The sequence below is a fragment of the Methylocystis bryophila genome, from assembly GCF_027925445.1.
Classification (GTDB): domain Bacteria; phylum Pseudomonadota; class Alphaproteobacteria; order Rhizobiales; family Beijerinckiaceae; genus Methylocystis; species Methylocystis bryophila.
Genome location: NZ_AP027149.1, coordinates 2,806,942 through 2,832,748, shown reverse-complemented (window position 1 = coordinate 2,832,748; position 25,807 = coordinate 2,806,942). Strand labels below are relative to the sequence as shown.

Annotated in this window: 23 protein-coding genes and 2 tRNA genes; 6 read left to right on the top strand and 19 right to left on the bottom strand. The window is 63.5% G+C overall.

The genetic code is table 11. From position 1 onward, the window contains the following. Positions 1-79: 79 nt before the first annotated feature. Positions 80-505 (top strand): hypothetical protein, encoded by a 426-nt coding sequence (locus tag QMG80_RS13180; protein ID WP_085773223.1) that lies wholly within the window; start codon positions 80-82, stop codon positions 503-505. 403 nt (positions 506-908) lie between these two features. On the opposite strand, the gene QMG80_RS13175 is transcribed toward QMG80_RS13180, so the two are convergent. Further along, a complete protein-coding gene (locus QMG80_RS13175; protein WP_085773222.1) occupies positions 909-1,307 on the bottom strand; it encodes an MAPEG family protein in 399 nt (132 codons plus the stop codon). A gap of 439 nt (positions 1,308-1,746) precedes the next feature. Between QMG80_RS13175 and QMG80_RS13170 the strand changes: the two genes are divergently transcribed. Further along, the gene (locus tag QMG80_RS13170; RefSeq protein WP_085773876.1) at positions 1,747-2,457 is read left to right on the top strand and encodes a L,D-transpeptidase family protein; all 711 of its coding nucleotides are present in this window, start codon (positions 1,747-1,749) and stop codon (positions 2,455-2,457) included. A 366-nt stretch (positions 2,458-2,823) separates the two neighbouring features. Beyond that, positions 2,824-3,231 (top strand): bacteriohemerythrin, encoded by a 408-nt coding sequence (locus QMG80_RS13165; RefSeq protein ID WP_085773221.1) that lies wholly within the window; start codon positions 2,824-2,826, stop codon positions 3,229-3,231. Between the two features lie 29 nt (positions 3,232-3,260). Here QMG80_RS13165 and QMG80_RS13160 read toward each other — a convergent pair whose 3' ends face one another. The 3 genes from QMG80_RS13160 to QMG80_RS13150 form a co-directional block, all read right to left on the bottom strand. Next, positions 3,261-3,782, bottom strand: coding sequence for a hypothetical protein (locus QMG80_RS13160; RefSeq protein WP_085773220.1), 522 nt, complete (start codon positions 3,780-3,782; stop codon positions 3,261-3,263). A gap of 38 nt (positions 3,783-3,820) precedes the next feature. Then, positions 3,821-3,897: transfer RNA gene (locus QMG80_RS13155), tRNA-His, on the bottom strand. Between the two features lie 36 nt (positions 3,898-3,933). Next, a tRNA-Lys gene (locus QMG80_RS13150) sits at positions 3,934-4,009 on the bottom strand. 199 nt (positions 4,010-4,208) lie between these two features. Here QMG80_RS13150 and mdh point away from each other — a divergent pair. Next, complete coding sequence (gene mdh, locus QMG80_RS13145) at positions 4,209-5,171, top strand: malate dehydrogenase (protein ID WP_085773219.1); 963 nt, start codon at positions 4,209-4,211, stop codon at positions 5,169-5,171. A 58-nt stretch (positions 5,172-5,229) separates the two neighbouring features. Here mdh and QMG80_RS13140 read toward each other — a convergent pair whose 3' ends face one another. Then, complete coding sequence (locus QMG80_RS13140) at positions 5,230-5,961, bottom strand: DUF1614 domain-containing protein (RefSeq protein WP_085773218.1); 732 nt, start codon at positions 5,959-5,961, stop codon at positions 5,230-5,232. 285 nt (positions 5,962-6,246) lie between these two features. Between QMG80_RS13140 and QMG80_RS13135 the strand changes: the two genes are divergently transcribed. Then, positions 6,247-7,932 (top strand): urease accessory protein UreH domain-containing protein, encoded by a 1,686-nt coding sequence (locus QMG80_RS13135; RefSeq protein ID WP_085773217.1) that lies wholly within the window; start codon positions 6,247-6,249, stop codon positions 7,930-7,932. Between the two features lie 21 nt (positions 7,933-7,953). Here QMG80_RS13135 and QMG80_RS13130 read toward each other — a convergent pair whose 3' ends face one another. Next, positions 7,954-8,253, bottom strand: a complete 300-nt coding sequence (locus QMG80_RS13130; protein ID WP_085773216.1) for a hypothetical protein — start codon at positions 8,251-8,253, stop codon at positions 7,954-7,956. Between the two features lie 271 nt (positions 8,254-8,524). Between QMG80_RS13130 and QMG80_RS13125 the strand changes: the two genes are divergently transcribed. Next, positions 8,525-10,831 (top strand): hybrid sensor histidine kinase/response regulator, encoded by a 2,307-nt coding sequence (locus QMG80_RS13125; RefSeq protein ID WP_158658890.1) that lies wholly within the window; start codon positions 8,525-8,527, stop codon positions 10,829-10,831. Positions 10,832-11,151: 320 nt separating this feature from the next. Here QMG80_RS13125 and QMG80_RS13120 read toward each other — a convergent pair whose 3' ends face one another. The 13 genes from QMG80_RS13120 to QMG80_RS13055 form a co-directional block, all read right to left on the bottom strand. Then, positions 11,152-11,376, bottom strand: coding sequence for a hypothetical protein (locus QMG80_RS13120; protein WP_085773214.1), 225 nt, complete (start codon positions 11,374-11,376; stop codon positions 11,152-11,154). Positions 11,377-11,808: 432 nt separating this feature from the next. Then, complete coding sequence (locus tag QMG80_RS21735) at positions 11,809-12,540, bottom strand: AAA family ATPase (RefSeq protein WP_425351445.1); 732 nt, start codon at positions 12,538-12,540, stop codon at positions 11,809-11,811. Between the two features lie 343 nt (positions 12,541-12,883). Beyond that, positions 12,884-14,227, bottom strand: a complete 1,344-nt coding sequence (locus QMG80_RS13105; RefSeq protein WP_085773212.1) for a (Fe-S)-binding protein — start codon at positions 14,225-14,227, stop codon at positions 12,884-12,886. Between the two features lie 92 nt (positions 14,228-14,319). Continuing rightward, positions 14,320-14,739, bottom strand: a complete 420-nt coding sequence (locus QMG80_RS13100) for a rubrerythrin family protein (RefSeq protein WP_085773211.1) — start codon at positions 14,737-14,739, stop codon at positions 14,320-14,322. Positions 14,740-14,860: 121 nt separating this feature from the next. Further along, on the bottom strand, positions 14,861-16,009 hold the full coding sequence (gene lpxB, locus QMG80_RS13095; protein ID WP_085773210.1) for a lipid-A-disaccharide synthase: 1,149 nt from the start codon (positions 16,007-16,009) through the stop codon (positions 14,861-14,863). Beyond that, positions 16,006-16,836, bottom strand: a complete 831-nt coding sequence (gene lpxA, locus QMG80_RS13090; protein ID WP_085773209.1) for an acyl-ACP--UDP-N-acetylglucosamine O-acyltransferase — start codon at positions 16,834-16,836, stop codon at positions 16,006-16,008. Before lpxA ends, lpxB begins: the two co-directional genes overlap by 4 nt. A 29-nt stretch (positions 16,837-16,865) precedes the next feature. Continuing rightward, positions 16,866-17,333 carry a 3-hydroxyacyl-ACP dehydratase FabZ gene (gene fabZ, locus QMG80_RS13085; RefSeq protein WP_085773208.1) on the bottom strand — a complete coding sequence of 156 codons (468 nt, stop codon included), beginning with the start codon at positions 17,331-17,333 and terminating at the stop codon, positions 16,866-16,868. Between the two features lie 79 nt (positions 17,334-17,412). Beyond that, the gene (gene lpxD / locus QMG80_RS13080; RefSeq protein ID WP_085773875.1) at positions 17,413-18,471 is read right to left on the bottom strand and encodes a UDP-3-O-(3-hydroxymyristoyl)glucosamine N-acyltransferase; all 1,059 of its coding nucleotides are present in this window, start codon (positions 18,469-18,471) and stop codon (positions 17,413-17,415) included. Positions 18,472-18,727: 256 nt separating this feature from the next. Further along, the gene (bamA, locus tag QMG80_RS13075; RefSeq protein ID WP_085773207.1) at positions 18,728-21,265 is read right to left on the bottom strand and encodes an outer membrane protein assembly factor BamA; all 2,538 of its coding nucleotides are present in this window, start codon (positions 21,263-21,265) and stop codon (positions 18,728-18,730) included. Positions 21,266-21,719: 454 nt separating this feature from the next. Next, positions 21,720-22,865 carry a M50 family metallopeptidase gene (locus QMG80_RS13070; protein WP_085773206.1) on the bottom strand — a complete coding sequence of 382 codons (1,146 nt, stop codon included), beginning with the start codon at positions 22,863-22,865 and terminating at the stop codon, positions 21,720-21,722. Positions 22,866-22,929: 64 nt separating this feature from the next. Next, on the bottom strand, positions 22,930-24,138 hold the full coding sequence (gene dxr, locus QMG80_RS13065) for a 1-deoxy-D-xylulose-5-phosphate reductoisomerase (RefSeq protein WP_085773205.1): 1,209 nt from the start codon (positions 24,136-24,138) through the stop codon (positions 22,930-22,932). A gap of 8 nt (positions 24,139-24,146) precedes the next feature. Next, positions 24,147-25,001 (bottom strand): phosphatidate cytidylyltransferase, encoded by an 855-nt coding sequence (locus QMG80_RS13060; RefSeq protein WP_085773204.1) that lies wholly within the window; start codon positions 24,999-25,001, stop codon positions 24,147-24,149. Continuing rightward, positions 24,998-25,792 carry an isoprenyl transferase gene (locus QMG80_RS13055; protein ID WP_085773203.1) on the bottom strand — a complete coding sequence of 265 codons (795 nt, stop codon included), beginning with the start codon at positions 25,790-25,792 and terminating at the stop codon, positions 24,998-25,000. The genes QMG80_RS13060 and QMG80_RS13055 overlap by 4 nt, the downstream gene beginning before the upstream one ends. Positions 25,793-25,807 lie beyond the last annotated feature (15 nt).

Sequence of the window (25,807 nt, the reverse complement as noted above, 5' to 3'; positions counted from 1 at the left end):
CGCAGACGCATATTTAAGTGCATGACCAGATGGCTCCCAGCAGAGCCGACAGGGAGTCGGCCCGCCAAGGGAGAGTCCCATGATCCTCATCTTCGTCTTCGTCGCCTGCCTTCTGACCGCCTTCGGAGGACTCTACTTCCTCGGCGCAAAACTCGTTTTCTCGAACAGCCTGCAAGCGAGCCTCGCCATCATCATTGGCCTCCTCCTCGGCGCCGGCGGCGAGGCCATGCTCGCGGGCTCCAGCTCCTCCTTCTACAAGGCGCAGCAGATCCAGACTTCGGCTTGCGAGCTCGAGGGCGAAAGCGCTCACCCGCAAGCGCGCGGACGCGATACGACCCATGTGATCCAGGACCACATTGTGGGATGCATGAAGGCCGCCGGCTATCATTGGACGCTCGCGCACCGGCATTGCCAGGAGGCGCCGGTCTCGATGAACCCGCTCTGCTATCTCCCCGACGAACCCTTCAGCCGCGCGGTCACTCTGGCGCAGGTCGTGTTCGAGTGAGGGCGACTTAGAGCATGTCCCGGAAGGCGCGAAGCGGTTTTCCGGTCAGAACAGGCTCTAAGCTTTGGATTTGGATCGAGCGCTTTTCGATCGCCGAGAGCGGCGTCGGGAGGCGATCGATCCGCATCGCCCCCCAGCTTTTGGAGGTCCGCCGGCGCAGGCGTCGGGCCGCTTGCCGGAATGCAGCTAACAACGAGACGCGCTAGAATGCCGGCAGGCGCTCGCTTCACAATTCGAGAGAAAAGGGGAAGAGCCATGAACTATCGATTGGCGATCATAATCCTGGGGGTCTTGATGTTCGTGGTGGCAATGATTCCCTTCGCTTATGAGGTGAGGCGCACAGACGCCGACTACCACCCGACCCGGCCCTATTAGGCGAGCCGGACGGGAAATTGCGGACGGGCTACCCAGCGAATATCGCCCAGGCCACCATGAGCGTCGCGACGAAGCCAGCGGCCCAGGTCAGCGTTCGCAGGCCGGGAATCCCGAGCGCATACACCAGGTAGTGGGCGAGCCGCGCAAAGAAGTAGATCGCCGCGGCGTAGACCACGATCGGGCGCCCGGCGACGCCCGAAGCCTGCGCAACGAGAACGAGCGTTGCAAAAACGACGAGATTCTCCACCGCATTATAATGCGCCGCCTTACCGCGCCTCACCCAAGACGGCTCCCCAGCCTCGAGTTCCGGAGTCGGGTTCGCCATCGCGCCCATCAGACCGACGGCCCCGATGCGACCGAGCACATAAGGCAGAGTGAGCAGCGCTGTCAGAAGCGCCGTCGCGGCGAGCCATTGCAATGCAGTCATTGGCAACCCCCCTTCACCGGAAATCTCCCGGGCGCGCGAAAGCGACGCTGCCCGCTCAAATGGGTGCGCCCCTCGCAAGGTCAAGCTTTGCGCCGGCGACTATTGTGATTTCCTGGATGCAGGCAAAATCGCAGGATAGCTCGCCGTTGGTGATCAATCGCTCGGAACGATCGGCGTCAAAGCCGACGCTCATTCCCGAACGCGCACGGGTTCAATCGCAGCCACAGAAAGCCCCGCCGATGACCCGAAAAATGCCGCGATCTACATATTATTCTTGAAGCGAGCATGCGAGGCCGCCTGGACTTTAATGAGTTCCGCGCCGCGCGACCCGAGCGCGCAAAGCGAGCCGCGTGACAGCGATAGCAGCTCAACAAAAGCGTTAGGGTTTTTGCCGGAATATTCTCTGGCCGGGCCACAGGACATGGGAAGCTTCAAAATCATGATCATGGACGCTAGGATTGCCGACGCCGACGAACAAAACGAACAGGCGCGGCTTGGGCTCTGCTCAGGGCATATAGACCGCCGGTCCTTTCTGCTCGGCTCCGCCGCTGGTCTCGGCGCGCTGGGGCTTACCGGCTGCGCGACGACTGACGCCATGATCCCGCCCGAGATCGCGGCGCTTTACGGGCCGGTGCCCAACGAAAAATTCCCGATCCCGGCGGTCGATCTCAAGAAGGTCGATCCCAGATATTTTCGCCGGACGGTGCGCTACGAGAGCAAGGAAGCGCCTGGCACGATCATCATCGATCCCGCCAATTACTATGTTTACCGCATCGACGGCGACGGAAACGCCACACGCTACGGGGCCAATGTCAGTCGTCCCGGGTTCCTGTGGAGCGGTGAAGCTTATGTGGGGCGCAAGGCCGAGTGGCCTACCTGGACGCCGCCCAAGGAGATGATCGCGCGCCAGCCGGAGGCGCGCAAATATGCCCGCGGAATGCCTGGAGGCCTGGAGAATCCGCTCGGCGCCCGCGTGCTCTATCTCTATCAGAACGGGCGCTACACGGTCTGCACGATCTACAGCACCAGCGACCCCGATACGATCGGGACCGGCGTGACGAGCGGCTGCACCGGCCTCCTCAGCCAGGACATGATCCACCTCTATGCGCGGACGCCGATCAAGTCGAAGGTGCTCATCCTGCCGGCGTAGACGGAATTTTGCAAAAGTTGACAGGCTTTTGCGAAATTCGCCTCGACCTTTTGGTTCGGCGCGATGGCTCATCGCTCGAGCGGTTCCTTTCGAGCAGGAGACGCGCCAGTCATGGGTGCCAGCCCAAGCGTCGGCTTTCCTCTGCCGAAGCCCCTGCCCTAACTCGCCGCGCTGCGGGCGCTGAGGCTCGGGTCGCGCTCCAGACGCAGAAATAAATGGCTGCGTCAATTGGTCTCCCCTCGAAGTTGATCGAAATCAACGCCGATAGAAAAATCGGGAGCATAGTAATTTGCCGCTGCGCGTGGCAGATTATACTTAATTGCGCGACTCGTTGGCGGTCACAACCGTGCTCGAGGGAGGGCGTACATGTCTTTGATCGAATGGAGCAAGGAAAAGTTTGCGACGAATGTTTCGGCGCATGACGCCGAACATCAGGAAATCTTTCGCGAAGTCAATGCGCTCGGCGACGCGGTGGGTTCGGGGGACCGCGCCGCGGTCGGAAAGGCGCTGGACGCGTTGATCGCGACAGTCGCCGAGCATTTCGCTTCCGAGGAAGCGAATTTTTCCAAATTCGGCTACCCGGACACGGCGTCCCACAAGCAGGAGCACGACAAGCTCGTCGCAACCTGCCTCGATCTGCAAAAGAAATTCCATGCCGGCCAGGCTGAGGTCACCGGCGAGACAGCGGCTTTCGTCGTCGACTGGCTGACGAGCCACATTCCCAACATCGACAAGCGCTACGGCCCCTTCCTCAACGCCCAAGGCGTCGCTTAAACCCACAGGCGAAAAGCGCCTTGTTCTGCTCAAGGAGCAAGGCGCTTCCATTGATCGGCGATAAAGCCGCGCTCATCGAGTTCTTCTGTCTCTTTGACCCGCGCCTGCCCGCGTACGCAACCCCAAGAATGGTTGACGTCGTGACCCGTGACAACCATGGGCACGAAGGCTTCGTTCGGATTTTGCTGGCAGAAGGCTGTGACGCTCGGGATCGAAAGACGCGTGTCCGCCTTGGCGCAGGTCAAGTTTGCGCCGTGATTGCAGAGCCAGACCGCGCTGCGCATGCAGCGATAGACCGTGCTCTCCTGCATCGAGCGCGCTTCGTCGCTCTGCCCTTGCATTCCGAACAGTCGAATCGCCGGGGCGACGAGGCCGGCCGTAATCGGCCTCACGCGATCGTCGGTTCCAACGGATGCGCAGGAGGAAGCGGGATCGTCCGACGCCGACGCGGAGAACGCAGTCATTGGCGCGCACACGACAGCCAAGATGAAGACAATGAGCCGTGAGCTTTCTCTGTGGCCGGCGCGGCTAGGCCTCTCGAAGCCGATCATGGGGAAATCCCTGAGAGATTTTGTCTTTTGGATTTCGGTGGTACCGCCACCCCGGCTCGAACGGGGGACCCCCAGATCCACAATCTGGTGCTCTAACCAACTGAGCTATGGCGGCGCCTTGGCGTTCCGCTATTCGCGAGCCGCCGCGCGATGGTGGGCGCACAAGGGCTCGAACCTTGGACCCGCTGATTAAGAGTCAGCTGCTCTACCAACTGAGCTATGCGCCCGTCCGCGCAGACGCTAGGCGCGCCCTCTCGGAACAGAGGGGCGAGATAACAAATGCGAATGGCCCTGTCCATAGCGTTTCGCAACGCGCTCACATCCGCCGGCCCAGTCGCCGCGCCGCGGGGGCAAGCGCGGATTGCTGCTTCCCTCAGCACTCAAAGCAGGCTAGCAGTTTTAGATAAAAAATTGAGGGGAAGGGAAATGTCGCGCAAGAAGATTGCACTCATCGGAGCGGGTAATATCGGCGGCGCGCTCGCGCATCTCGCAAGCTTGAAGGAATTGGGCGACGTCGTCCTTTTCGACATCGTCGCCGGCGTTCCTCAGGGCAAAGCTCTCGACCTCGCCCAAGCGGGACCGATCTCGGGCTCCGATTCGCGGCTTTGCGGCACGCAGGAATATTCCGCGATCGAGGGCGCCGACGTTGTGATTGTCACGGCCGGCGTGCCCCGTCAGCCGGGCATGAGCCGCGACGATCTCCTCTCGGTCAATCTCGGCATCACCTCGAAGGTCGCCGACGGCATCGGCCAATATGCGCCAAACGCCTTCGTGATCTGCATCACCAATCCCCTCGACGCGATGGTTTGGGCGCTGCAGAAGCGATCCGGCCTGCCGACGCACCGTGTGGTCGGCATGGCCGGCGTGCTCGACACCGCGCGCTTTCGGCTCTTTCTCGCCGAGGAGTTCAAGGTTTCGGTCCAGGACGTCGCCGCCTTCGTTCTCGGCGGCCACGGCGACGACATGGTCCCCTCCATCCGCTATTCCAGCGTCGCCGGCGTCCCCCTGCCCGAGGCGATCAGGCTCGGCTGGACGACGAAGGAGCGGATCGACGCGATCGTCGACCGCACGCGGAAGGGCGGCGGCGAGATCGTCTCCCTGCTGAAGACGGGCTCGGCCTTCTATGCGCCCGCGACGGCGGCGATAGAGATGGCGGAGAGCCATTTGAAGGACAAGCGTCGCGTTCTTCCTTGCGCCGCCTATCTCTCGAACCAATATGGCGTGGACGGAGTCTATGCCGGCGTGCCCGTTGTGATCGGCGAGAAAGGCGTGGAGCGCGTGCTCGAGATCGAGCTCGACGCAGAGGAACGCGCCATGTTTGAGAAATCGGTCGCTTCCGTCCGCGGGCTCATCGAGGCGGCGAAACGGATCGACCCCTCTTACATGTAAAGGGCGTCTCGATCGCGAATCACACGATCGAACTGGACTCGCTCTCGCTGTCTTCAAGTTAGGTCCAGGGCGACGAAGCGGTCGTCCGCGGCCGGCTTCGCCGCAGTCCTGCGAGCAAGACGGCGACGACGCCGACGACAAAAACCCCATCGAATGTCCCGGCGCCGCCAATCGAGGCGATCGGCGCCCCGAGACCGTTAATGGCGCCCAGGTTCATGATGTCGGCGCCGATCAGCGTGCCGAGGCTGCCAGAAACATAGGCGACGGGCGCCGCATGGTCTCGCGAGAGCACCACGGCGACGATCGCTGTGACGATGGGCGGCACGAACATCGGCACGGTCACGCCAACGCCCGATACCGGCCGCGCCATCGCATGCACGGCCGCCGTGACGATCGCGGCGCCGATAAGCCCTTTGATCCAGATGCGGTTGTGCACAAGCAGGTAGAGCGACAGAAAAAGGGGAACAACCGCTCCCCCAACGTTCACAGCGACGACGGTGCCAGGCCAGTCAACCTCGATCGGCAAAGAATAGCGCATGCCGAAGAGGTCCACAGCATGTTGCGCTTCGAGATGCTCGCTGGGCAGCTGCGCCAGAGGAATATTGACATAGCTTCCCACCAATGACGCCAAGAGCAGCATGAAGGCGGAGTTCGGCGAAAGCCCGAGGCGCCGGTAGGCGTAATTGAGAATGCCGAATTGCACCAACAGAAAAAGGGCCGCGGCGACGCTGAGCAGAATCGTGAAGAGAATGGGGTTGACCGGCAGATATTGCACATGGTTCGAAGTCATCGCGTTTTCCCGTCGCCCACTTGCTCAACCGCTGCCTGCGTGACTTCGCGTTCCGGTGTTTCAACCTCCTTTGCCAGATAGCGTCTTTGCGCTCTCTGCGTTCTCGTACAAATACGGACCAAGGAGGCGCGCGCGGCGGGGATTGCTCCGCGCCCCGAGCTCGGCGAATATTTGAGCAGCGGTTCGGCCGGGCTGACGCGTTGCGTCGAGATCCGCGAAAAGCGCCCACTCTGTGACCGAGCGAGAAACCGATTTGGCGTCTGAACTCGACCTGAGACCGCCGCAATGAGCGACACCGACGTCGTCTTGCATGCGCATGGCATGCATTGCCACGGTTGCGAGCGCGTCATCGAGGTCGGGCTCGGCAAGCTCGAGGGGGTGCGAAGCGTCAAAGCCGATTATCCGACGGAAACGGTGAGCGTCGCCTTCGATTCGACTCTGACGGATCTCGGCGCGATACGCGAGAGGATCGAACGCGCCGGCTATCGCACCTATGAGCAGCACAATCCTAAGCGGCGGCGCGGTCCCCTGGAGAGATTTGCCGGTTTGCTGATCGGCCTGATGGGCGTCCTGCTGATTATTTTCTTCGATACGGAATGGATCAGCAAAGGCGGCGAGCCCGACATCACCCAGCACCTGAGCCTCGACTTGATTTTCATGCTCGGGCTTCTGACGGGATTCCACTGCGTCGGCATGTGCGGCGGCTTCGTCTTGAGCTATACGGCCGATGACGCGAGCGCAGGACGCAGCTCCTATCTCTCGCATGCGCTTTACGGCGCCGGTAAAACAGTCTCCTACACGCTGATCGGCGCGAGCTTCGGCCTGCTCGGCGGCTTCATCGCCTTCACCCCCATGGTGCGGGGCGTTGCCGGGGCGCTCGCTGGCGCGTTCCTGATCGTCTTCGGTTTGAACATGCTGGGGCTATTCGCCCCGCTGCGTCGGTTGCGTCTTGGGCTTCCCCGCCCGTTGCAGAATTTCATCTATGCGGAGGAGGCACGCTCCCGACATCGGCCTTTCGTCATCGGCATGTTGAACGGGCTGATGATCGCCTGCGGGCCGCTGCAAGCAATGTATGTGATGGCGGCGGGAACAGGGAGCGCCGTCGAAGGCGCGAAGATGCTGTTCGCCTTCGGCGTCGGGACTTTGCCCGTGCTGATGAGCTTCGGCGTTCTGGCGACGCTGATCTCGAGCAGCGTGACGCACCGGCTGTTGCGGCTGTCCGGCGCCATCGTCATCGTGCTCGGCGCGGTGATGATCAACCGCGGCTTGATTTTGACCGGTTCGGGCGCCGATCTGCGCTCCATGATCACGGCGTTAAAAAACGCCGGCGCCTTTCATCCCACCGAGCCGCACGCGGCGCTCGTGCACGAGTCGTCGAAGAGCATGGCGGCTGGTCCGTCAGAGTCCGCCGTCGCTCGGCCTCCGCCGGCCGACCAGATCATAGAGATGGAGGTGAACGAGTCCGGCTATGCGCCGAGCCACTTCGTGCTCGTCCGGGGCGCGCGGGTCAAATGGATCATCCGCGGAAAGCAGGTCACCGCCTGCAATCGTCGCATCGTCGTCCCGAGCTACGATCTCGAATTCGACGTGAAGCCAGGGCTCCAAACCATTGAATTCACGCCCGACAAGCTGGGCCATATTCCCTGGAGCTGCTGGATGGGGATGCTGCACGGCGACTTTGACGTCGTGGAAGAGGCGCCTCCGCAGGCAGTTGCTGCGCCCTCGCCTCCCAGAGCCGATGCGGCGGAGCAGCAAGCCTCCGGCGCGCCGCCGAGGGAAGCCTCCTCAGGCAAGGCAAGGTCGCTTGCGCGCTACATAGTCGTCAGCGGCGACTCGCCCTGGAGAATCGCCTTCAAGCTTTATCGCGACGGAACCCGCTGGCGAGAGATCGTCGCCGCCAATCCGGGATTTGACTTCCGACGGCTTCAACCGGGTCACGTATTGCAAGTCCCCTCGCCCGCAATACCCTGACGAGCGTTCCCGATCGCGCCGCTACTCGCAAACGCGACGCGGGCGATAGCCGACCACATAGCCGTATTCGTCGAAAAGCGGACGACTTTCAGTCCAGCAGCGCGGCGGCGGCGGAGCGACATAGACCGGCGTGGGCGCGGGATAATAAGCGGGAGGCGCTGGGCGCGCGAGCGCGCCGCCAGCGATGGCTCCGAGCGCGAAGCCGCCGATTCCGGCCGCCACAGCCGCGCCCGCGGAATCGGCCCGAGCCGGCGTCACGCCCATTGGGGAAGCGTAGCAAAGAGCGAGCGCCAGAGAGGTGGCGACCACGGCTATTTTCATCGGCTTTTCCTTTGACGACAACGCGCTTTGCGCCTACACGCCACCATTCTCGCCGACATTGCTGAATGAAGGGTGAACGATCGCTGAAAAGGTGTCGCGATGGGCGTCTGCGCCGCAAGCGACGCGTCAGCCTCAATCTCCGCGTGCGATCGACGCAGGATCGGTTTACAATTGCCGAGTAAATCGCCAAGACGCTTCAATCAAAGCGGATTATCAGGCGAAATTTAGCGATCAAGAAATTGGCAGAATGGGTATGGGGAATGGGTCTTTGATGCAGAATCAGGCCGAGACCGAGGCGCGAAGTAGCGAGCTGCGCCTGCGCGCCCTGGTCAACGCAGTTGGCGCGGTGAGCTGGACCTGCCCGCCCTCCGGCCGCGTCGACGAGCCGCAAGCGGATTGGATGGCCTTCACGGGACAGACGGGCGAGGAAATGATGGGAGACGGCTGGTTGCACGCCGTTCATCCAGAGGACCGCGTCGCTACGGCCTCGGCGTGGCGGGCGGCGGTGGCGCAGGGCGAGTCATATCAAAACGAGCAGCGCATCCGTCGTCACGACGGCGAGTGGCGTTGGATGAGCGTGCGGGCCGCGCCGATTCGCGATGCCGAGGGCGAGATCGTCGAGTGGTTCGGCATCTGCATCGACATCACCGAATCCAAGCAAGCGATGAGGGCCTTGCGTGCGAGCGAACGGCGCCGCCGCGCAATCTTCGATTATCAGTTCCTGTATACAACGTTGTTGAGCCCGGAGGGACGCATCGTTGAAATTAGCGATTCCGTTCTTCGCGGGACCGGGGTGGCGGCCGAGGATGTCATCGGCGAGTTCTTCCTCGACAGCCCCTGGTTGCGGGATCTGCCGGAAGTGCGCGCACGCTGGCGGCGACAGTTCGAGGAGGCGCTGGAGCGTCCCGGCGCGTCCCGCGACGAAGTCGAATATCAAACAAGCGATGGCGCGGTACGCTACGCCCTCAACGCCGTGACGGCGCTTCGGGACGATGAGGGGCAGGTCGAGTTCTTTCTCTGCGAAGGCCTCGATATCACCGACCGCAAGCGGACCGAGAACGCGCTGCGCGAGAGCGAGGAGCGCTTGCGGCGCGTCTCGAACAACGCCGATGTCGGCCTCATCCGATGTAGCCGCGACTGGGTCTATCTGTCCGCCAACCCGGCCTACGCCAAGATCACCGGCAAACCGCTCGCTCAAATCATTGGTCGGCCTCTCGTCGAGGTCGTGGGCGCCGAAACCTGCGAGAGGATTCGGCCGTATGTCGAGCGCGCGCTACGCGGCGAGAATGTCGTCTACGAAGCCGAAGTTCCATTTAGCGACACAGGTCAGCGATACCTGCGCATCAGCTACACGCCGGACTGCGACGCCGAAGGCCGGGTCGTCGGCTGGGTAGCGTGCGTCACCGACATCACGGACCGCAAAGCCGTCGAGGACGCTCTCCGGCTGGTGGACCGCCGCAAGGACGAATTCCTGGCGATGCTCGCCCACGAGCTGCGCAATCCCTTGGCGCCTATCGTGAACGGATTGCAGATATTGCAAGCGGGCGGCGCGGACGCCTCTAAAACGCTGCGGGTGTATGAGATGATGGCGCGTCAAGCCAGTCATCTGGTGCGGCTGGTGGATGATCTGCTGGAAGTCTCCCGCGTGAACCAGGGGTTGATCGAGCTGCGCACGGAGCGCATCGACCTGGCCCAGGCCGTCAACGACGGAGTGGCGGCGAGTCAGTCGTTCTTCGCCGAGTTCGGACATCGCTTAACGATTTCGCTTCCATCCGAGTCCTTGTTGCTTGACGCAGATCCTACGCGCCTCGTCCAGGTGGTGACCAATCTGCTCAGCAACGCCTGCAAATTCACCGAGCCCGGCGGGCGCATCGAGATCTCGGCTCGCGTTGAGGATGGCTACGCCGTCATTCGCGTTCGCGACAACGGCATCGGCGTCCCCAAAAGCCAATTGACCCGCGTGTTCGACCTCTTCAGTCAAATCGACAACAGCTTTGGGCATTCCAAGCGTGGACTGGGCGTTGGCTTGGCGCTGGTGCGCAAGCTCGTCGAATTGCATGGCGGCCAAGTGGAGGCCCGCAGCGAAGGTTCCGGGCTGGGCAGCGAGTTCATCGTCCGCCTTCCCTTGCCGGACGCCGAAACCGCAAAACCGACGGCGAATTTATTTGCCGCGCCGCGCGTCCTGGTGGTGGACGACAATCGGGACGTCGCCGACAGCCTCACCCTACTGCTGGAAACCTTGGACGCTAACGCTCGCGCAGCCTATGGCGGGCAATCGGCGCTGCAGATAGCGGCGGCGTTCAAGCCCGAGGTGGTGTTTCTCGACCTCATGATGCCCGATATGGACGGCTACGAGACCGCCAGCCGGCTGCGTCAGCTCCCCGGCGGGCGAGACCTCCTGCTGATCGCTCTGACGGGCTTTGGTCAGGCGAAACACCGCCTCAGCACGCTGGAGGCGGGCTTCGACGAGCATCTGAGGAAGCCCGTGGAGTTCAAAGTCCTGCAGGAGCTCCTGGGCTCGCTGCGCCGAACGAAGCCTGTCTGCTCCAGCTTAGAGTTGAAGGATGCGCCGAATTGACGGGGACGCGCATTCTGCCGCGCGAGCCGCCTTCTCGCGGTGCGCCGGCTCCTGCGACAGCGGTCCGTCTTGACGCCTCTTTCGCCCGGCTCAGCCTTTCCGCGTTCCGGAGAGGAGAGCAGACGCGATCGGATGGCCGACCAAGTCTTGCAAGGGAGCACGCCCTCCTTGCGTCACTCCTGGCTTGCGTGCTCAACCTCCAGAGCTGCTCGCGGGAATGGCGCTAGCTTTTTTAGCTCGCTCATCTTCGATTCCTTCGATTCCTGCAAGGGCGACGTGTTGCCCCCAGCGAACGCCGTCGTCGCGAAGCTCGCCGAGCCTCAGACGGAGAGCATCCTCCGCAACGGCGCCTGCGCGGCTTCGACGATCGCGGCGGCGAAGGCCAGAATCAGATAGCTCGCGGCGAGCCCGAGGCAGCCGAGCGTGAGCTTGCGCAACGTCGAAGGCTCCGCTCCCATCCTGGCGCGGCGCTTGCGCTGCGCCTCCTGCGGCGCGCGCCCCGTTGACGTGCGGCCGGACTGGCGGGAGCATCGGGCATCGGGCATCGGGCTTGGCGCGCTAACCGAAACGCCGTCGCCGTGGCGAGGGACGTGGATGCGCCCGCATGTCGCGTTCGAGAAGCGGGCGACGCGGCGTGAGGGCCGGCGAATGAGGCGCGCCAGAAGCGACGCCCTTCGGAGGCCCGGGGCGGGCGCCTTTTCTGAAGCCCCTTAGGTCCGGCGCCGCGCGATCCTCTCCCCAACAAGCCGCGCAAGCGCCTCATCGCGCCCGCGAGGAGCAGCACAGCTAAGGCCAGAACGCCTCTACCCGGCGCAGAACCCGCGCTCAATCGGACGCGGAAAGCCCTTGCGCGCGAAAACCGAGCGCAATCATTGCGTTGTCATGCGGCCGCACCGATCTCTTGTGACAGGACATCGGATTGTAGCGCCGTGCTTACTATACGCTCGTAGACGGCGCGCGCCGTATGTCGCCACTCGTCACGTTCGTAGCTCTCGGCCAGTTCCAGCAGACTCTCTTGCGCTTCCAGCGATTGCTCTGTCCCGGAGTGGTCTTCCAACAACATCCAGTACATCTCCATCGCCTGCCGCAGATTGCTTTCCTTGCGGTACCGATGCGCCATGGCCAACAGGTGATCGAGGCTCCGGTGAATGGCATTCGTTTGTCGCTCTCGCCAATGGATGCCGTATGACGCCATGACACTCTCCCCTCGTTAAGACTTTGGTTGAGCCGCCAAAGTCGCACGCGTTTCCGAAGACTCGCCCACAGTTGCTGCGTCGGTCCCGAGCCGCAGACAATCCCTCCGTCAATTCCGCCAAGGCTGTGAGATCGACGGCTTCATCAACGGGCTTCTTGCATAGATGGGCCGCCAGAATCGCCACGCGCGCGACCCGATCGGGTCGCGTCACCTCGAGGTGAAAATCGAGTGGACCTGCGCGCGGAAGCGCCTCGTCGATCATGTCCAGTCGATTTGTGGCGGCAATCACCCAGACGTCCCTAAGCGCTTCGACGCCATCGAGCTCGGTCAACAACTGACTCACGACGCGATCAGTCACCGGCGAGCCCCCGTCGAGTCCCCGTTTCGGCGCGAGCGCGTCCCCCAGTGAAGAGGTCAAGCTTTCGTCTGAAAGCCGAAGCAGAGATTGACGGACACTAAGAAACCGCAAGATCGAGGCCAGCGGGGCCACGCTTGTGCGGATCGAAAGGGGCATAAACATATCAGATGGTTGGGAGAGGGGTTGGAAGGATGAACGCGTTTGCGTCGATGAAATGCGGGCAGGCGCGCCCGCTATCAGGGGCAGAATTCCCTTGTCCGGGCCCCGTGACCGCTTTCACGATCGCGTCGATTTGTTGCGTGCCAGAAAGCCGCGCGCCTTTATCCACAGGCCCGCGAAGACGAGGAAGGCGGGGCTGGCAAGACCCGCGCCGGTCGTTGGACCGGGGGGGCTCCGAGTGGCGGGTTGCCGATGCCCGGGCTCAGGACATCGACCGCAGTCCCTTAGAAAGCTGACTTTGGCCGGACGATTGGGCGCGCAGGCGCCTGGGTTTTGGCCCCTACCCCGCTACGCCATAAGCGCGCGCCAAGAGCTCGATCGGATGCGCGAGACGTTCGGGTCTCGGCTCGCCCTCGCCCGCCACGCGCTCGACGCCCTGCTCGATATGCGTCCCAGCAAGCGGGCATTCCGAAACCATATATTTCTTGCCGGAGCCCGCGACCTGCCGCGCGACGGGCTTGCCCACCTTGAGCGCGATGTCAAAGTGCTCGCCCTTGCACCCCCAGGCGCCGCCGTGACCCGAGCAGCGCTCGATGACGGTGAGATCCATCGCCGGCACGAGCCGCAGAAGCTCAGCGCCCTTTTGACCGATGTTTTGCGCGCGCGAATGGCAGGAGACATGGAAGGCGACGCCGCCCTCGAGCGGCTTCAGGCCTTCGGCGAGCCCCTCATTCTGCGCAATGTCCACGATGTATTCGGAGAGATCGCGTGTCGCCGCGGCGAGCCGCTTCACATCCTCGTCATCGGGCAGGATAAGCGGCCATTCGAACTTTAGCATCAGCGCGCAGGAGGGAACCGGCGCCACGATCGAATAACCTTCCGCGATCAGCGGCGCGAAGGCCTTGGCGACCGTCTTCGCGCTCTCGGCGACTTCGCCGATGAGCCCCTGTTCGAGCTTGGGCATGCCGCAGCAGCCGGGATGCAAGACCTTGATTTCGACGCCGTTCTTGGCGAGCACGGCGAGCGCCGCCTTGCCGATCGAGGTCTCGTTGTAATCGCCGTAACAGGTCGCGTAGAGCACGGCCTTGCGGCCTTTGGCCTGGGTCAGCGAGGCCGGTGGCGGAGCTTTCTCCGCGAAGGCTTCGAGCGTTTCACTCGCGAAAGGCGGCAGCGCGGCTTGCGGATTGAGGTCAAAAAGCCGCGAGGCGAGGCTGCGCGTCAGCTTGTTGCCGAGCGCCGTCGCCCAGTTGGCGATCCCCGAGAGCTTCGTCCCGATCCGGCCGTTGCGGTCGGTTTCGGCGAGCGTGCGATCGGCGATGGAGACGCCGTTCTTCTTCGCCTCGACCGCGCGATAGCGCAGCATCAGATGCGGGAAGTCGATGTTGAACTCGTGGGGCGGCACATAGGGGCACTTCGTCATGAAGCACATGTCGCAGAGCGTGCAGGCGTCGACGACGGGCTTGAAGTCCGCGCTCGCGACGGTGTCGAGCTCGCCGCTCTTAGACTCGTCGACAAGGTCGAAGAGTCTTGGGAAGCTGTCGCACAGGTTGAAGCATCGCCGGCACGTGTGACAAATGTCGAAGACGCGCCGAATCTCGGCGTCGAGCTTCGCCTCGTCGTAAAAATCCTCACTGCGCCAATCCAGCGCGTGCCGTGTCGGAGCCTCGAGGCTGCCTTCCCGCATCTTCGTCCTTCTCTTTCTAGCGGCAGTCGTAGGTAGGCATTCGGCAGTCGGTTGGCGCCGACTGCCGACTGACGATTGCCGACTACCTGCGCTTACTTCAGGTCGTCGAGAGCGCGCTGGAAGCGACCCGCGTGCGAACGCTCGGCCTTGGCCAGCGTCTCGAACCACTCGGCGATCTCCTCGAAGCCCTCTTCGCGAGCCGAACGCGCCATCCCCGGATACATGTCCGTGTACTCGTGGGTCTCGCCCGCGACGGCGGCCTTGAGATTGTCTCCCGTGGCACCGATCGGCAGGCCGGTGGCCGGGTCGCCCACAGCCTCGAGGAACTCGAGATGGCCATGCGCATGGCCCGTCTCGCCCTCAGCGGTGGAGCGGAACACGGCCGCCACGTCGTTATAGCCTTCCACGTCCGCCTTTTGAGCGAAATAGAGATAACGGCGATTCGCCTGCGACTCGCCCGCAAATGCGGCCTTCAGATTGGATTCAGTCTTGCTGCCTTTCAGCGTAGCCATCGTGTCTTGCTCCCTCGAGGAAATCCAAGCGCCGCCCAGGGCGCGCCGCTCGCGCCGCTGTTTGGGCGCACAACTTAGAATAATTCAAAAAACGGCCGACACAAGCCCCCGCCCTCGTTTATCAGCGCGACTTTTCGCCGCCGCGTGCGTAAGACAGCACGATCTCGGCGGCGCTCGGGCTCGAGCCCGAGCCGAGCATTTTGGCGCGCAGCGTCGAGAAGGCCGAAAGCTGCGCCTCGCGTTCCGCGCCCCCGCGCAAGAGAGCCGCCAGCGTCGCCGCCAGCGCCTCGGGACTGGCTTCTCCCTGGAAAAACTCTGGAACCGCGCGGTCCGCGGCCGAGCGGGCGAGAATCAGATTGGGCAGAGCGAAATTCTCCAATTTGACGAGCGGCCGCAGGAAACTCTCCGGCGTCGAGACTTTGTAGGCGACCGCCATCGGGGTCATCGCGAGCGCGAGCTCCAGCGTCACCACTCCTGAAGTCGCCAGCGCCGCGCCCGCGTGACGAAAGGCGGCGAATTTCTCCGATTGGCGCAAGAGACGCGGAGGCTTCGCCCAACGCGCGATCTCAGTCTTCACCAAGGCTTCGAGCGCCTCCGTCGGCGGCACGGCGACCTCAAGCAAGGGAAACTCGCGTTGCAGCAAAGCCGCGACGACTCCGTAAAGAGGCGTCATGCGGCGGACCTCGGCCTCGCGCGATCCCGGGAGCACGACAAGGAGGCGGTCGCGCGGCGTGTCCTCGTCACCGCGCGCGAATTCATCGATGCGCTCGATGAGCGGATGGCCGACATAATCGCAGGGTGGACCGCCAAGCCTTACGAGCGCGGCTGGCTCGAAAGGCAGGATCGCCAGCACGTGATCGACATAGCTGCGCATCTTGCGCGCCCGCCCCTGCCGCCAGGCCCAGACGCTCGGACAGACGTAATCGACGATCCGAATGTCCGGATTTGCCGCTCGCACGCGACGCGCGACGCGATGCGTGAAGTCGGGCGCGTCGATGAGCACGAGACAGTTCGGGGGCTCGTCGAGAATCGCTCGAACGGTCTCCTGGAGACGACGCGCGAGCAAAGGCAGCCGCGCCAATACCGGCGTCAATCCCATCACGGCGACGTCACCGAGCGGAAACAGGCTCCTCAAGCCTTCCGCCGTCATTTCCCCTCCTCCCACGCCGGCGAAGTCGACGTCAGAACTCGCGCGTCGCAGCGCGCGCATGAGGGCTGCGCCCAGCATGTCGCCGGAGGCTTCGCCAGCGACGAGAAAAATCTTCGTCACGAAGCGTTCTCGGCGTCGCGCGCGAAGCCGCCGGGGCGCGGCGTCGCGAGCTGACGCGACGACGGCTCGGAAAGGAACTCGATCAGGAGATTGATGTCGGGGTCGTCGCCCGCAAAGGCGCGCAAAGCCGCGATCCGCTCCTCGCGGGGAGCCGGCTTGCCGGGAAAAAGCCGTCGGTAGGCTTCGCGCAATCGCGCGATGCGCGCGCTGGAATAGCCGCGCCGGCGCAACCCCACGAGATTGAGGCCGAAGAGATGCGCGCGATGTCCGCCCGCGCGCGCGAAAGGGATGATGTCGCCCTCAATCCCCGCCAGTCCCGCGACAAAGACCTGCGCGCCGATCCGGGCGTGCTGATGCACCGCCGCGCCACCGCCGATCATGACGTCGTCGCCGATCTGCACATGCCCCCCGATCAGCACGCCGTTCGAGAGAACGACCCGGTCGCCGAGCCGGCAGTCATGCGCCAAATGCGAATTGGCGAGCAGCGCGCAGCCGTCGCCGATGCGGGTTTCGACGCCGCCCTCGCGCGTGCCGGCGTTGATCGTGACGCCCTCGCGAATAATGCAGTCGGCGCCGATGACGAGCCGCCCTTCCCCATCGCCCGAAATCAGATCTTGAGAGCGTGCGCCGATGGCGGCGAAGGGAAAGACTTTCGCGCGCGGCCCCAGGCGCGTCGCGCCCATGACAACGACATGGGAATGGAGCACGGAGCCGTCGCCAATCTCGACCTCCGGCCCAATGTGACAATAAGGCCCGATCGAGAGGCCCTCTCCGAGGCGTGCGCCCGCTTCGATGATCGCTGAAGGGTGCGCCCGCGTCTCCGCCACCTTCTATGTCCCCTTGCCGAAAAAGCTCCTCAGGTCCCGAGCATGGCGCTGATCTCGGCCTCGCAGACGAGCGCGCCGTCGACGACGCCCTCGCCGCGATACCAGAAGATGTTTCGCTTGTGCGCGGTCTTGGTCATGCGCAGCTCGAGCCGATCGCCGGGCCCAACGGGCTTTCTGAACTTCGCCTTGTCGATCGTCACGAAATAGACACTCTTCGGACGCGACCCATTGCCCTTATGGGCATGGATCGCGATGACGCCCGCTGTCTGCGCCATCGCCTCGATCATCAGAACGCCCGGCATGACCGGCCGTTCAGGGAAATGGCCCTGGAACTGCGGCTCGTTCATCGTGACGTTCTTGATCCCGACGCCGTATTCGTCGCCGCGGATATCGACAACGCGATCAATCAAGAGAAAGGGATAGCGATGCGGCAACAGCTCGAGAATCCCCAAAATATCGACGGAATCGAGCTTCGCGCCCGTGGCGGCCTGATTCATGTTGTTCCTCCCCATGGCGCGGGTCGCTTCTCTAGCGCATTTCCCGCTCGGAAGCCGAAGAGATCGATGCGTTCCCGCATTATCCCTCACGAGACGGCGCGGCCGAACGCCGGCTCATGCGCGAAAGCAGCGCCTCTGCGCGCAGAAACTCGCGTATCGGCCGGGCCGGAGCGCCGCCCATCCGCGCGCCGGGCGCGACGTCTCTCACGACGCCGGCGCGCGCGGCGATCTGGGCGCCGGCGCCGATCATGAGATGGCCGCCGATCGCCGCCTGCCCGCCGATGACCACGAAATCGCCGATCTCGGTCGATCCCGCCACGCCGGTCTGCGCGCAGATCACGCACCCCCTGCCGATGACCACGTTGTGACCGATCTGCACGAGATTGTCGATCTTCGCGCCTTCGCCGACGATCGTATCCCTCAGCGCGCCGCGATCGATCGTCGTATTGGCGCCGATTTCGACGTCATCCTGAACGACGACGCGCTTGAGCTGCGGCGCTTTTAAATGCCCTTGCGCGCCGAGCGCGAAACCGAATCCGTCCTGACCGAGCCGCACGCCCGCATGTATGATCACCCGATCGCCGATGAAGGCGTGCATGAGCGACGCATGCGGTCCGATCCGGCAGTTCCGCCCGATCTTTACCCCAGGGCCGATCGAAGCCTGCGCGCCGAGCACGCTTCCGGCGCCGATCTCTGCAAAGGGGCCAACCACGACGCCCGGATCGAGGGTGACGCCAGACTCCAGTCGTGCTGTCGGATGCACGATGGCGCCGGGCGACGCCCCGGCAGCGAGAAAGAGCGATCCCGGCGCCAAGGCCTCGGGAAAGAGCAGCGCCCCGGCGAGCGCCATCGCTCGATGCGGATCGGCGACGAACAGCCGCGCGACTCCCTCCGGGGGCTGCGCGGAAGCGCCTTCCCGCAGGAAACAGGCGGAAGCGCGGCAAAGCGCGAGAGCCGGCGCGTAACGCGTGGAATCATAAAAGACGATCTCGCCGGGTCGCGCGTCCTCCAGTGTCGCCACGCCGGAGATCGCTATATCGCCAGCGCCCTCCCGACCGGCGAGGCGCGCATTGGTCCTCGCGGCGATCTCGGCGAGCGGCATAGGCTGAGGCTTTGCAAAAAAGCGGTAGTCGCTCACCCGTCCGTCCCAACGCATGGAGATTCTGTCCCGCCAGCTCGGGGAGCCGGATTTTGCAAAGAATCTCTAGAGCATCTTCTCAAGAAGCGTGAAGCGGATTTTTCATAAAAGAGGCTGCGGCGACCAGCGGATTTCAAATCCAGCGGAAACTTTTTCAAAAGAACAGCGGCGGAGAGCCGATACGAAACGGGAGAGGGATTCAGATCGCAAAAGCCTGTCAACTTTCGCGAAGATCCCCTCCCCCGCCCAGCAAGGATCAGAAGGTCGTGCCACCGGAGAAGTTGAACCGCTTCGTCACGTCATAGGGCCCTTTGACGATCGGGAAAGAGTAGTCGAAGCGGATCGGACCGAGCGGCGACTGCCACAAGAGCGAGACGCCGACGGAGTCGCGGATCTGGAAGGCCGAGGTGTCGGCTCCGCCTCCCAGCGGGTGCGTCAGCAAGCAGGCGCCCTGGCCGTAGGTCGGCGCCGTGTAAGGTAGGCAGTTTGTCTGGCCGAATGCCAAGCCGGCAGCATAGGCCTTCGGATAGTAGGTCTTACCGCGGAAGTCCCACAGCGAGCCCACGTCATTGAAGACCGCGCCGCGCAGACCGATGTCCTTCGGCAGGCCCCAGATCGGGAACTGCACCTCGGTAGTCACACCGAAGTAATTGGTGCCCCCGAGCGCGTTGCCCTGGTAGCTGGTCCAGTTTGACAGGTCGCGCGGGCCGATGCCGCCGGGCGCGAAGCCGCGCACCAGATTGGAACCCAGATTGAAGTTGTCGAAGACGCGGGGTTGATAGCCAAAGAGCGGCGTCAGATTGCCGGCCTGGACGCGGCCAATGCCGACCATGTCGGAGAGGAAGTTCCAGCCCCCATAGTTGAGGAAGTCCAGATCGTGATAGTAGCGCGCCTCGCCGCTCGTCCGCACAAAGCGCGAGAAGCCGCCGAGCCCAGCCACGTCCTGCGTGAAAGTGACCGTCGAGCCGTTCCTCGGATTACGCGGATTGTCGAGATTGCTGAAGCCCAACGTGTAACCGAGAGCCGAGGTCAGACGCGCGCCCACTGAGTCCTTGATCGCGAGCGAGGCTTCGCCGTTGGTCATACAGTTATAAAACACACTGAGATTGCTGGTGTTTGGCGCAAGCCAATAACCGAATCCGGGTGTGTAGCCGGGGATCGGCTGCTGACAGTCGTTGTAGGGCTTTTGCGAGTCGTTCGGGATAGAGATCTGAGTCTCGTAGATCGAGTAATGCGGCTGGAAGGTGATTTCCTCGGTGATCGGCAGTCCGAGCCGCAGCGTGGCTCCATAGGACGTCTGGCTGTAGTACGAGTAGGTCCAGGCGTCGCTCTTGCGGGCATACACGTCGAAGCCGCCCGACATGCGCTGATCGAGGAAATAGGGCTCGGTAAAGCTGAAAGTCACGCCGCGTGCGCGTTGCCCTTCCTCGAGCGAGAGACGAACGGCCTCGCCTCGGCCCATGAAATTGCTGTCCGAGACCGACACCTCGCCAATGAAGCCTTGGGTCGTCGAATAGCCCCCCGAGACGTTGAAGCTGCCCGTCGACTGCTCCTCGACATCGACATTGATGACCACGCGATCCGGCGCGGACCCCGGCTCATTGGTTATCTTCACCTTCTTGAAGTAGCCGAGCCCGTTGAGGTGGCGCTCCGCGCGATCGATCAGCACGCGGTTGTAGGGGTCGCCTTCGCCGACCTCGAATTCGCGGCGAATGACATATTCGCGGGTCTTCGCGTTGCCGCGAATGTTGATGCGCTCGATGAAGACGCGAGGCCCTTCGTCGAGGACGAAATTGACGGCGACGGTGCGGTCGGCGGGATTGCGTTGGCCGCGCGGCCGGGCCTGCGTGAAAGCATAGCCCTTATGCGCGATCTCCCGGGTCAGAGCGTCGACAGTCTGCTCGACCGCGACGCCATTGTAAACGTCGCCCGGCGCGAGCCGCAGCAGCGGTCGCAAGGCGCCCGCGTCGATGTCGGGCAAATGCGATTCGATGTCGACCGAAGAGACGCGATATTGCGGGCCTTCTTCGATGACGACCTCCAGGACATAGCCGCCTAGCTCTGGCTCATAGCGCGCGTCCGAGCTCACGATGTGGAAGTCGGCATAGCCGTTCTTGAGGTAGAACCGGCGGATGAGCTCGAGGTCGCCGGCGACGCGCTCGGGATCGTAGACGTCGCTCGTCTTGAGGAAGGAGTAGAAATTCATCTCCGTCGTCTCCATCATGCTCTTGAGACGACTGGAGGAGAATACAGTATTGCCGACGAAGCGGATTTCCTTGATGCCCGTCTTATCGCCTTCGTCGATCTTGAAGACCACGTCGATCGTGCCGTTCGGCAGAGGCACTACGCGGTAGCTGACCCTGGCGGCGGCGCGACCGTTCACTCGATAGGCCTCGGTGATATGCGCCGAGTCCTCGTCCGCGACACGCGCATTGAAGGACTTGTGCGCGGCGAGGCGCACGATTTTCTCGAGATTTTCGGTCTTGATCTTGCTGTTGCCTTCGAAGGCGATGCGATTGATGACCGTGCCGGCTGCGACATGCACGATCACATTGCCGCCGCTCCTCGTCACATAGGCGTCCCCGAAACGCCCGCTGGCGCGCAGCGCCTCGAGGCCAGCCTGGACCTCCTCCTCGCTCGCGCCCGGGAAGTAGTCGCGGACGGCCTGTGCTTGGGCGGGCGGCACGCCCTCAACGACGATATCCGCCGCCGCAGGGCAGACGAAGCCCGCCAACGCGAGGAAGGCCGCGACAGCCAGAGCGGCGTTCCTGCAAAAGAGTCGGGTCGATCGCATGCAGTCTTGGTCCTCGTCCTCGTCGCGAAGCCCGGAGCGGAGCTTCTTGCCTCGATTGGACGGATTACCGTCCGCTCGGAACCCTTAACGTTCTACTCGCTTTGGGTGTGGCTGGAAATGCCGCGAGCACCTTCGAAGATCAATTTGTCCAAGGCGTGGCGCAAAAGCCACATATCATGATAAAGGATTGGTTAAGATTGGTTTTCTGCTCTACGTGGCATATGGTGCGGCGTTTTTCCGCCGCCTGTGTCGGCCCGCGACGAATTCCAACGCGGCCACGCGCGCAAGTCGAACGGAGCGGCGAGTGGAAGAATCGCGGCGGAGATCAGCGCCCCCAGATCACGATGCGTTCAGGCGGAGCCGCCTGAACGCAGAAAACGTGATCGATTCTTGAAGCTTAGACTGCGATTTGTACGAAAAACCGGTTTTCCACTTTTTCGCATCGCGGTCACATCTAGAGCTTCAAGTGTCGGGCAAGGTCGTTGTAGGTCGCGAGAAGCATGAGCGACGACACCATCACAAAGCCGATCTTGAAGGCGTATTCCTGCAGTCGCTCGTTCAGCGCACGGCCGCGAACCGCCTCTATCACGAAAAACATCAGATGCCCGCCGTCCAGAAGCGGCACGGGCATGAGATTGAGGAGGCCGACCGACACCGAGAGCAGCGCAATCAGGTTTATTAACGGCCAGATTCCCAGTGAGCTGATCTTCTGAGCCATTTTGCCCGAGGCTTCCGCAATCCCAATCGGTCCCGAAAGCTGACTCGCGCTCTCGCGTCCGGCGAATATCCCCTCGATAAACTTGCCTGTCTGCTCGACGATGCTTCCGGTTTCCTCGAAGGCGAGCCCGAGAGACTCGATCGGCCCGCATTTTCGCATCCGCATGTCGCGGATGTCCTCACTGGAGTTAAGCCCCAGTCGTCCGATCGTCTGCCCGTCCTTCCCGCTCACAGCCGCCGGTGTCGCTTCGAGCTCGGCGGAGGCCGAGCCGCGCTCTACGACGATGTGCAGCGCTCTCCCTGGCGAGGCCGCGATTCGCTTCTGGAACAGCGCGAAGCTTTCGATCGGCGCTCCGTCCACGGACTTAACGAGGTCGCCCGGGCGAAAGCCGGCCTTCGCGCCGGCGCCGTCCGCTTGGACCGCCGAGATGCGCGGAGCGATCACAAGCTGGCCGTCGACCACGACCGGCCGACCCACCAGCGCGAACATCCCCCAGTATAGCGCGATCGCCAGCAGGAAGTTGAAAAAGGGTCCGGCGAAGACCACTGCCGCCCGCTTCCAGACCGGCTGACCCGCGAAAGTCACGGCCCGCTCCTCGGACGACATCTGTTGGAACTCGTCGGACACCCCCGCGGTCACAGCATTGGCGTCGCCATGAAACTTCACATAGCCGCCAAGCGGAATCGCCGAAATCCTCCAGCGGGTCGCGTGCCGATCCTCGAAGGCGAAGAGTTCCGGGCCGAAGCCTAGGGAAAAGGCGTCCACCTTGACTCCGCAAAGCCGCCCGACAATGAAGTGTCCGTATTCGTGGACGAAGACAACGACGCCGAGCACGACGACGAAAGGCACAATGTAGCTGGCCGTCGTCCAAATATAGTCCATCGCCTCGAGCTCCCTTGAACGCCGGCCACGCCGCTGGCGGGTGATTACAAACTTCCTAAATGCCCTAAAGCCGGCTCGTCGCCAAGACTCGACGCGATCGATCTCTTACATTGTGGTCAATGGCTAGGGCTTCAGCGACGCTCGCCGGCTCTTTCGCCTCACCATTTTTCTCAGCAATATCAATTGCTTCTGCTGCATGCCGCGCGATATCGCCAAAAGCGATGCGCCCGGCCAAGAACGCCTCCACCGCAATCTCATTTGCGGCGTTCAGCACCGTCGGCAACCCTCCCCCCGCAGCAAGCGCCCCCAGCGCGAGCGCCAGCGCGGGAAATCGCTCATGATCCGGCCGTTCGAAAGTGAGCGTGGCGATCTGCGCGAGATCGAGCCGCGGCGTCGGCGCGTCGAGGCGCTCCGGAAATCCGAGACAGTGTGCGATCGGGACGCGCATGTCGGGGACCGCCATTCCCGCGGTGACGGCGCCGTCGGCGAAGGCCACGAGCCCGTGGACAATGGATTGCGGATGAACCACGACGTCGAGCTTCTCGGCCGGGACGCCGAAGAGATGATGGGCCTCGATGAGCTCGAGCCCCTTGTTCATCATCGTGGCGGAATCGACCGTGATCTTGGGTCCCATCGACCAGTTCGGGTGGTTGAGCGCCTCGGCGACCGTCGCCTTTTCGATCGCCTCGCGGCTCCAAGTTCGAAAGGGCCCCCCCGAGGCGGTGATGATCATTCGCTCGATCGTGGCGGGATCGGCGCCGCCGAGCGCCTGGGCGATCGCATTATGCTCGCTGTCCATAGGGAGCAATCGCGCTCCGGCCTCGCGGGCGGCCCGCATGAACGGCGCACCGGCGCAGACGAGGCACTCCTTGTTTGCAAGCGCCACGTCGCGGCCAAGCTGCAGCGCTGCATGCGTCGGCTCGACCCCGGCCGCTCCAACGATGGCGCTTACGAGGAGATCGGCGTCCCATGTCGCGGCCTCTATGACGGCCTCGCGCCCTGCTCCGATCTGAATATTGGTTCCGACGAGCGCCTCTTTGAGCGGTTCGAAGCCCGATTCGTCTCGGATCGCCACGAATTCGGGGCGCAGCAGGATGGCGAGACGCGCGAGCTCCGCGTGGTCGCGCCCTGCGGCGAGCGACACGACGCTGAAGCGATCGGGGTTACGCACCAAGAGATCGACCGTCGATTTGCCGATCGAGCCTGTCGCGCCGATCAGCGCGACGCGCTGCGGGGCCCGCTTGCCTGCGGTTGTCTCGCCATTGGAAGCCATCGGTTTGCTCACCAGGAGAAGAGGCCGGAGGCGGCCGACGAAGGGTCGCGCAACACTCCGAGCGCAGCCGCAAAGATTGCAGCGAAGATGAAGCCGTCCACTCTGTCCATCACGCCGCCGTGGCCGGGAATGAGCCGGCTGGAATCCTTCACGTCGAAACGCCGCTTCACCGCGGATTCGAAGAGATCGCCGAGTTGCGACAAGATCACCGCGGCGAGGCTGACGAGGAACATCGGCGCGACCGACGCGCCAGCGAAAACGCGAGCGACAAAGGCGCCCAGCGCCGCTCCGCTCAAGGCGCCGACCACGGCGCCCGACCAGGTCTTGCCCGCGGAAACCCGCGGCCAAAGCTTTGGCCCGCCGATCAGTCTCCCACCGAAATAGGCGAAGACGTCCGCTCCCCAGACGATGGCGAAGAGCCAGGCGATCGCTATCGCGCCCTTGTCGCCCGACTGCCGAAGCAGATCGACCGAGAGCACGAGCGCCGCTGCGTAGAGCACCCCCGACGAGGCCCAGATCCTTCGACCGCGGCATGTAAGAAGGCCCACCGCCGCGCAAAGGAAGCCGATGGCGACCGAACAGACGAAGGGCGTTTCGCCCTGGATGAGAAGGGCGGCGGCGGCAAGCGCGAGCCACCCTAGACCGACGCGGGCCAGTTGGCGTTCTCCGCCGATCAGGCCCTGCCACTCCCATACGACCGCGCAAGCGACAACGAGCCAGAAGAGCGCGAAAACCGACCCGCCGCAAAAGGCGGTCCCCGCCGCCATCGTCACCAGAACCACAGCAGAGGCGACGCGTGGACCGAGATCGCCAAAACCGCCGGATTTGGGAGGCGCCGCTCCCTCCTGCGCTGTGGCGCTCATGAAGCGGTCTTTGCGTTGCACATCCCGGACTCAAGCCCGCCGAAGCGACGGTCGCGATGAGCGAACTCGGCGATAGCCGCCTCTAGCGCAGCCTTGTCGAATTCCGGCCAGTGGATCGGCAGGAAGACAAACTCAGCATAAGCCGACTGCCACAGCAGGAAATTCGAGAGCCGCTGCTCGCCCGAAGTGCGAATGATCAGGTCCGGATCCGGAATGTCGGACGTGTACAGCCGCGCCGCGATGGCGTCGGCGTCGACTTCGGCGGGAGAGAGCTCGCCCGCCGCCACGGCCTCCGCCAGGGCGCGCGCCGCGGAGACGATCTCCTGTCGCGCGCCGTAATTGAAGGCGACGACCAAGGTGAGCCCGGTATTGCTGCGCGTGATCTCCTCCGCCTGGCGCAAGAGGGCGAGGACGTCCCCGCTAAGGCCCGCACGCGCGCCGATCACGCGCACGCGCACATTGTTGGCGTTCAACTCGGCGAGATCATTGTGAATAAATCGGTGCAGCAGCCCCATGAGACCCTGCACTTCTTCCTTTGGCCGCGACCAGTTCTCGACGGAAAATGAATAAACGGTGAGATAGCCGATGCCGAGCTCGATCGCGGCTCGCACGGCGCGCCGCAGCGCGTCGACGCCGCGCCGATGGCCCTCGATGCGCGGCAAGCCGCGCCGCGCCGCCCAGCGTCCGTTGCCATCCATGATAACCGCGACGTGACGCGGCATGGGCTGAAACGCCGCCGCGCTCCCCTCACGCGCAGCATCTTTCAATCCGGCGAAGTCTCTATCCGACATGGATCTCTTTTCCAC

Excerpts from the sequence above, each read along its gene's own strand:
- QMG80_RS13180 (WP_085773223.1), top strand. The coding sequence starts at position 80 with ATGATCCTCATCTTCGTCTTCGTCGCCTGCCTTCTGACCGCCTTCGGA.
- QMG80_RS13175 (WP_085773222.1), bottom strand. The coding sequence starts at position 1,307 with ATGACTGCATTGCAATGGCTCGCCGCGACGGCGCTTCTGACAGCGCTG.
- QMG80_RS13170 (WP_085773876.1), top strand. The coding sequence starts at position 1,747 with ATGATCATGGACGCTAGGATTGCCGACGCCGACGAACAAAACGAACAG.
- QMG80_RS13165 (WP_085773221.1), top strand. The coding sequence starts at position 2,824 with ATGTCTTTGATCGAATGGAGCAAGGAAAAGTTTGCGACGAATGTTTCG.
- QMG80_RS13160 (WP_085773220.1), bottom strand. The coding sequence starts at position 3,782 with ATGATCGGCTTCGAGAGGCCTAGCCGCGCCGGCCACAGAGAAAGCTCA.
- mdh (WP_085773219.1), top strand. The coding sequence starts at position 4,209 with ATGTCGCGCAAGAAGATTGCACTCATCGGAGCGGGTAATATCGGCGGC.
- QMG80_RS13140 (WP_085773218.1), bottom strand. The coding sequence starts at position 5,961 with ATGACTTCGAACCATGTGCAATATCTGCCGGTCAACCCCATTCTCTTC.
- QMG80_RS13135 (WP_085773217.1), top strand. The coding sequence starts at position 6,247 with ATGAGCGACACCGACGTCGTCTTGCATGCGCATGGCATGCATTGCCAC.
- QMG80_RS13130 (WP_085773216.1), bottom strand. The coding sequence starts at position 8,253 with ATGAAAATAGCCGTGGTCGCCACCTCTCTGGCGCTCGCTCTTTGCTAC.
- QMG80_RS13125 (WP_158658890.1), top strand. The coding sequence starts at position 8,525 with ATGCAGAATCAGGCCGAGACCGAGGCGCGAAGTAGCGAGCTGCGCCTG.
- QMG80_RS13120 (WP_085773214.1), bottom strand. The coding sequence starts at position 11,376 with ATGCCCGATGCCCGATGCTCCCGCCAGTCCGGCCGCACGTCAACGGGG.
- QMG80_RS21735 (WP_425351445.1), bottom strand. The coding sequence starts at position 12,540 with ATGCCCCTTTCGATCCGCACAAGCGTGGCCCCGCTGGCCTCGATCTTG.
- QMG80_RS13105 (WP_085773212.1), bottom strand. The coding sequence starts at position 14,227 with ATGCGGGAAGGCAGCCTCGAGGCTCCGACACGGCACGCGCTGGATTGG.
- QMG80_RS13100 (WP_085773211.1), bottom strand. The coding sequence starts at position 14,739 with ATGGCTACGCTGAAAGGCAGCAAGACTGAATCCAATCTGAAGGCCGCA.
- fabZ (WP_085773208.1), bottom strand. The coding sequence starts at position 17,333 with ATGAATCAGGCCGCCACGGGCGCGAAGCTCGATTCCGTCGATATTTTG.
- bamA (WP_085773207.1), bottom strand. The coding sequence starts at position 21,265 with ATGCGATCGACCCGACTCTTTTGCAGGAACGCCGCTCTGGCTGTCGCG.
- QMG80_RS13070 (WP_085773206.1), bottom strand. The coding sequence starts at position 22,865 with ATGGACTATATTTGGACGACGGCCAGCTACATTGTGCCTTTCGTCGTC.
- dxr (WP_085773205.1), bottom strand. The coding sequence starts at position 24,138 with ATGGCTTCCAATGGCGAGACAACCGCAGGCAAGCGGGCCCCGCAGCGC.
- QMG80_RS13060 (WP_085773204.1), bottom strand. The coding sequence starts at position 25,001 with ATGAGCGCCACAGCGCAGGAGGGAGCGGCGCCTCCCAAATCCGGCGGT.
- QMG80_RS13055 (WP_085773203.1), bottom strand. The coding sequence starts at position 25,792 with ATGTCGGATAGAGACTTCGCCGGATTGAAAGATGCTGCGCGTGAGGGG.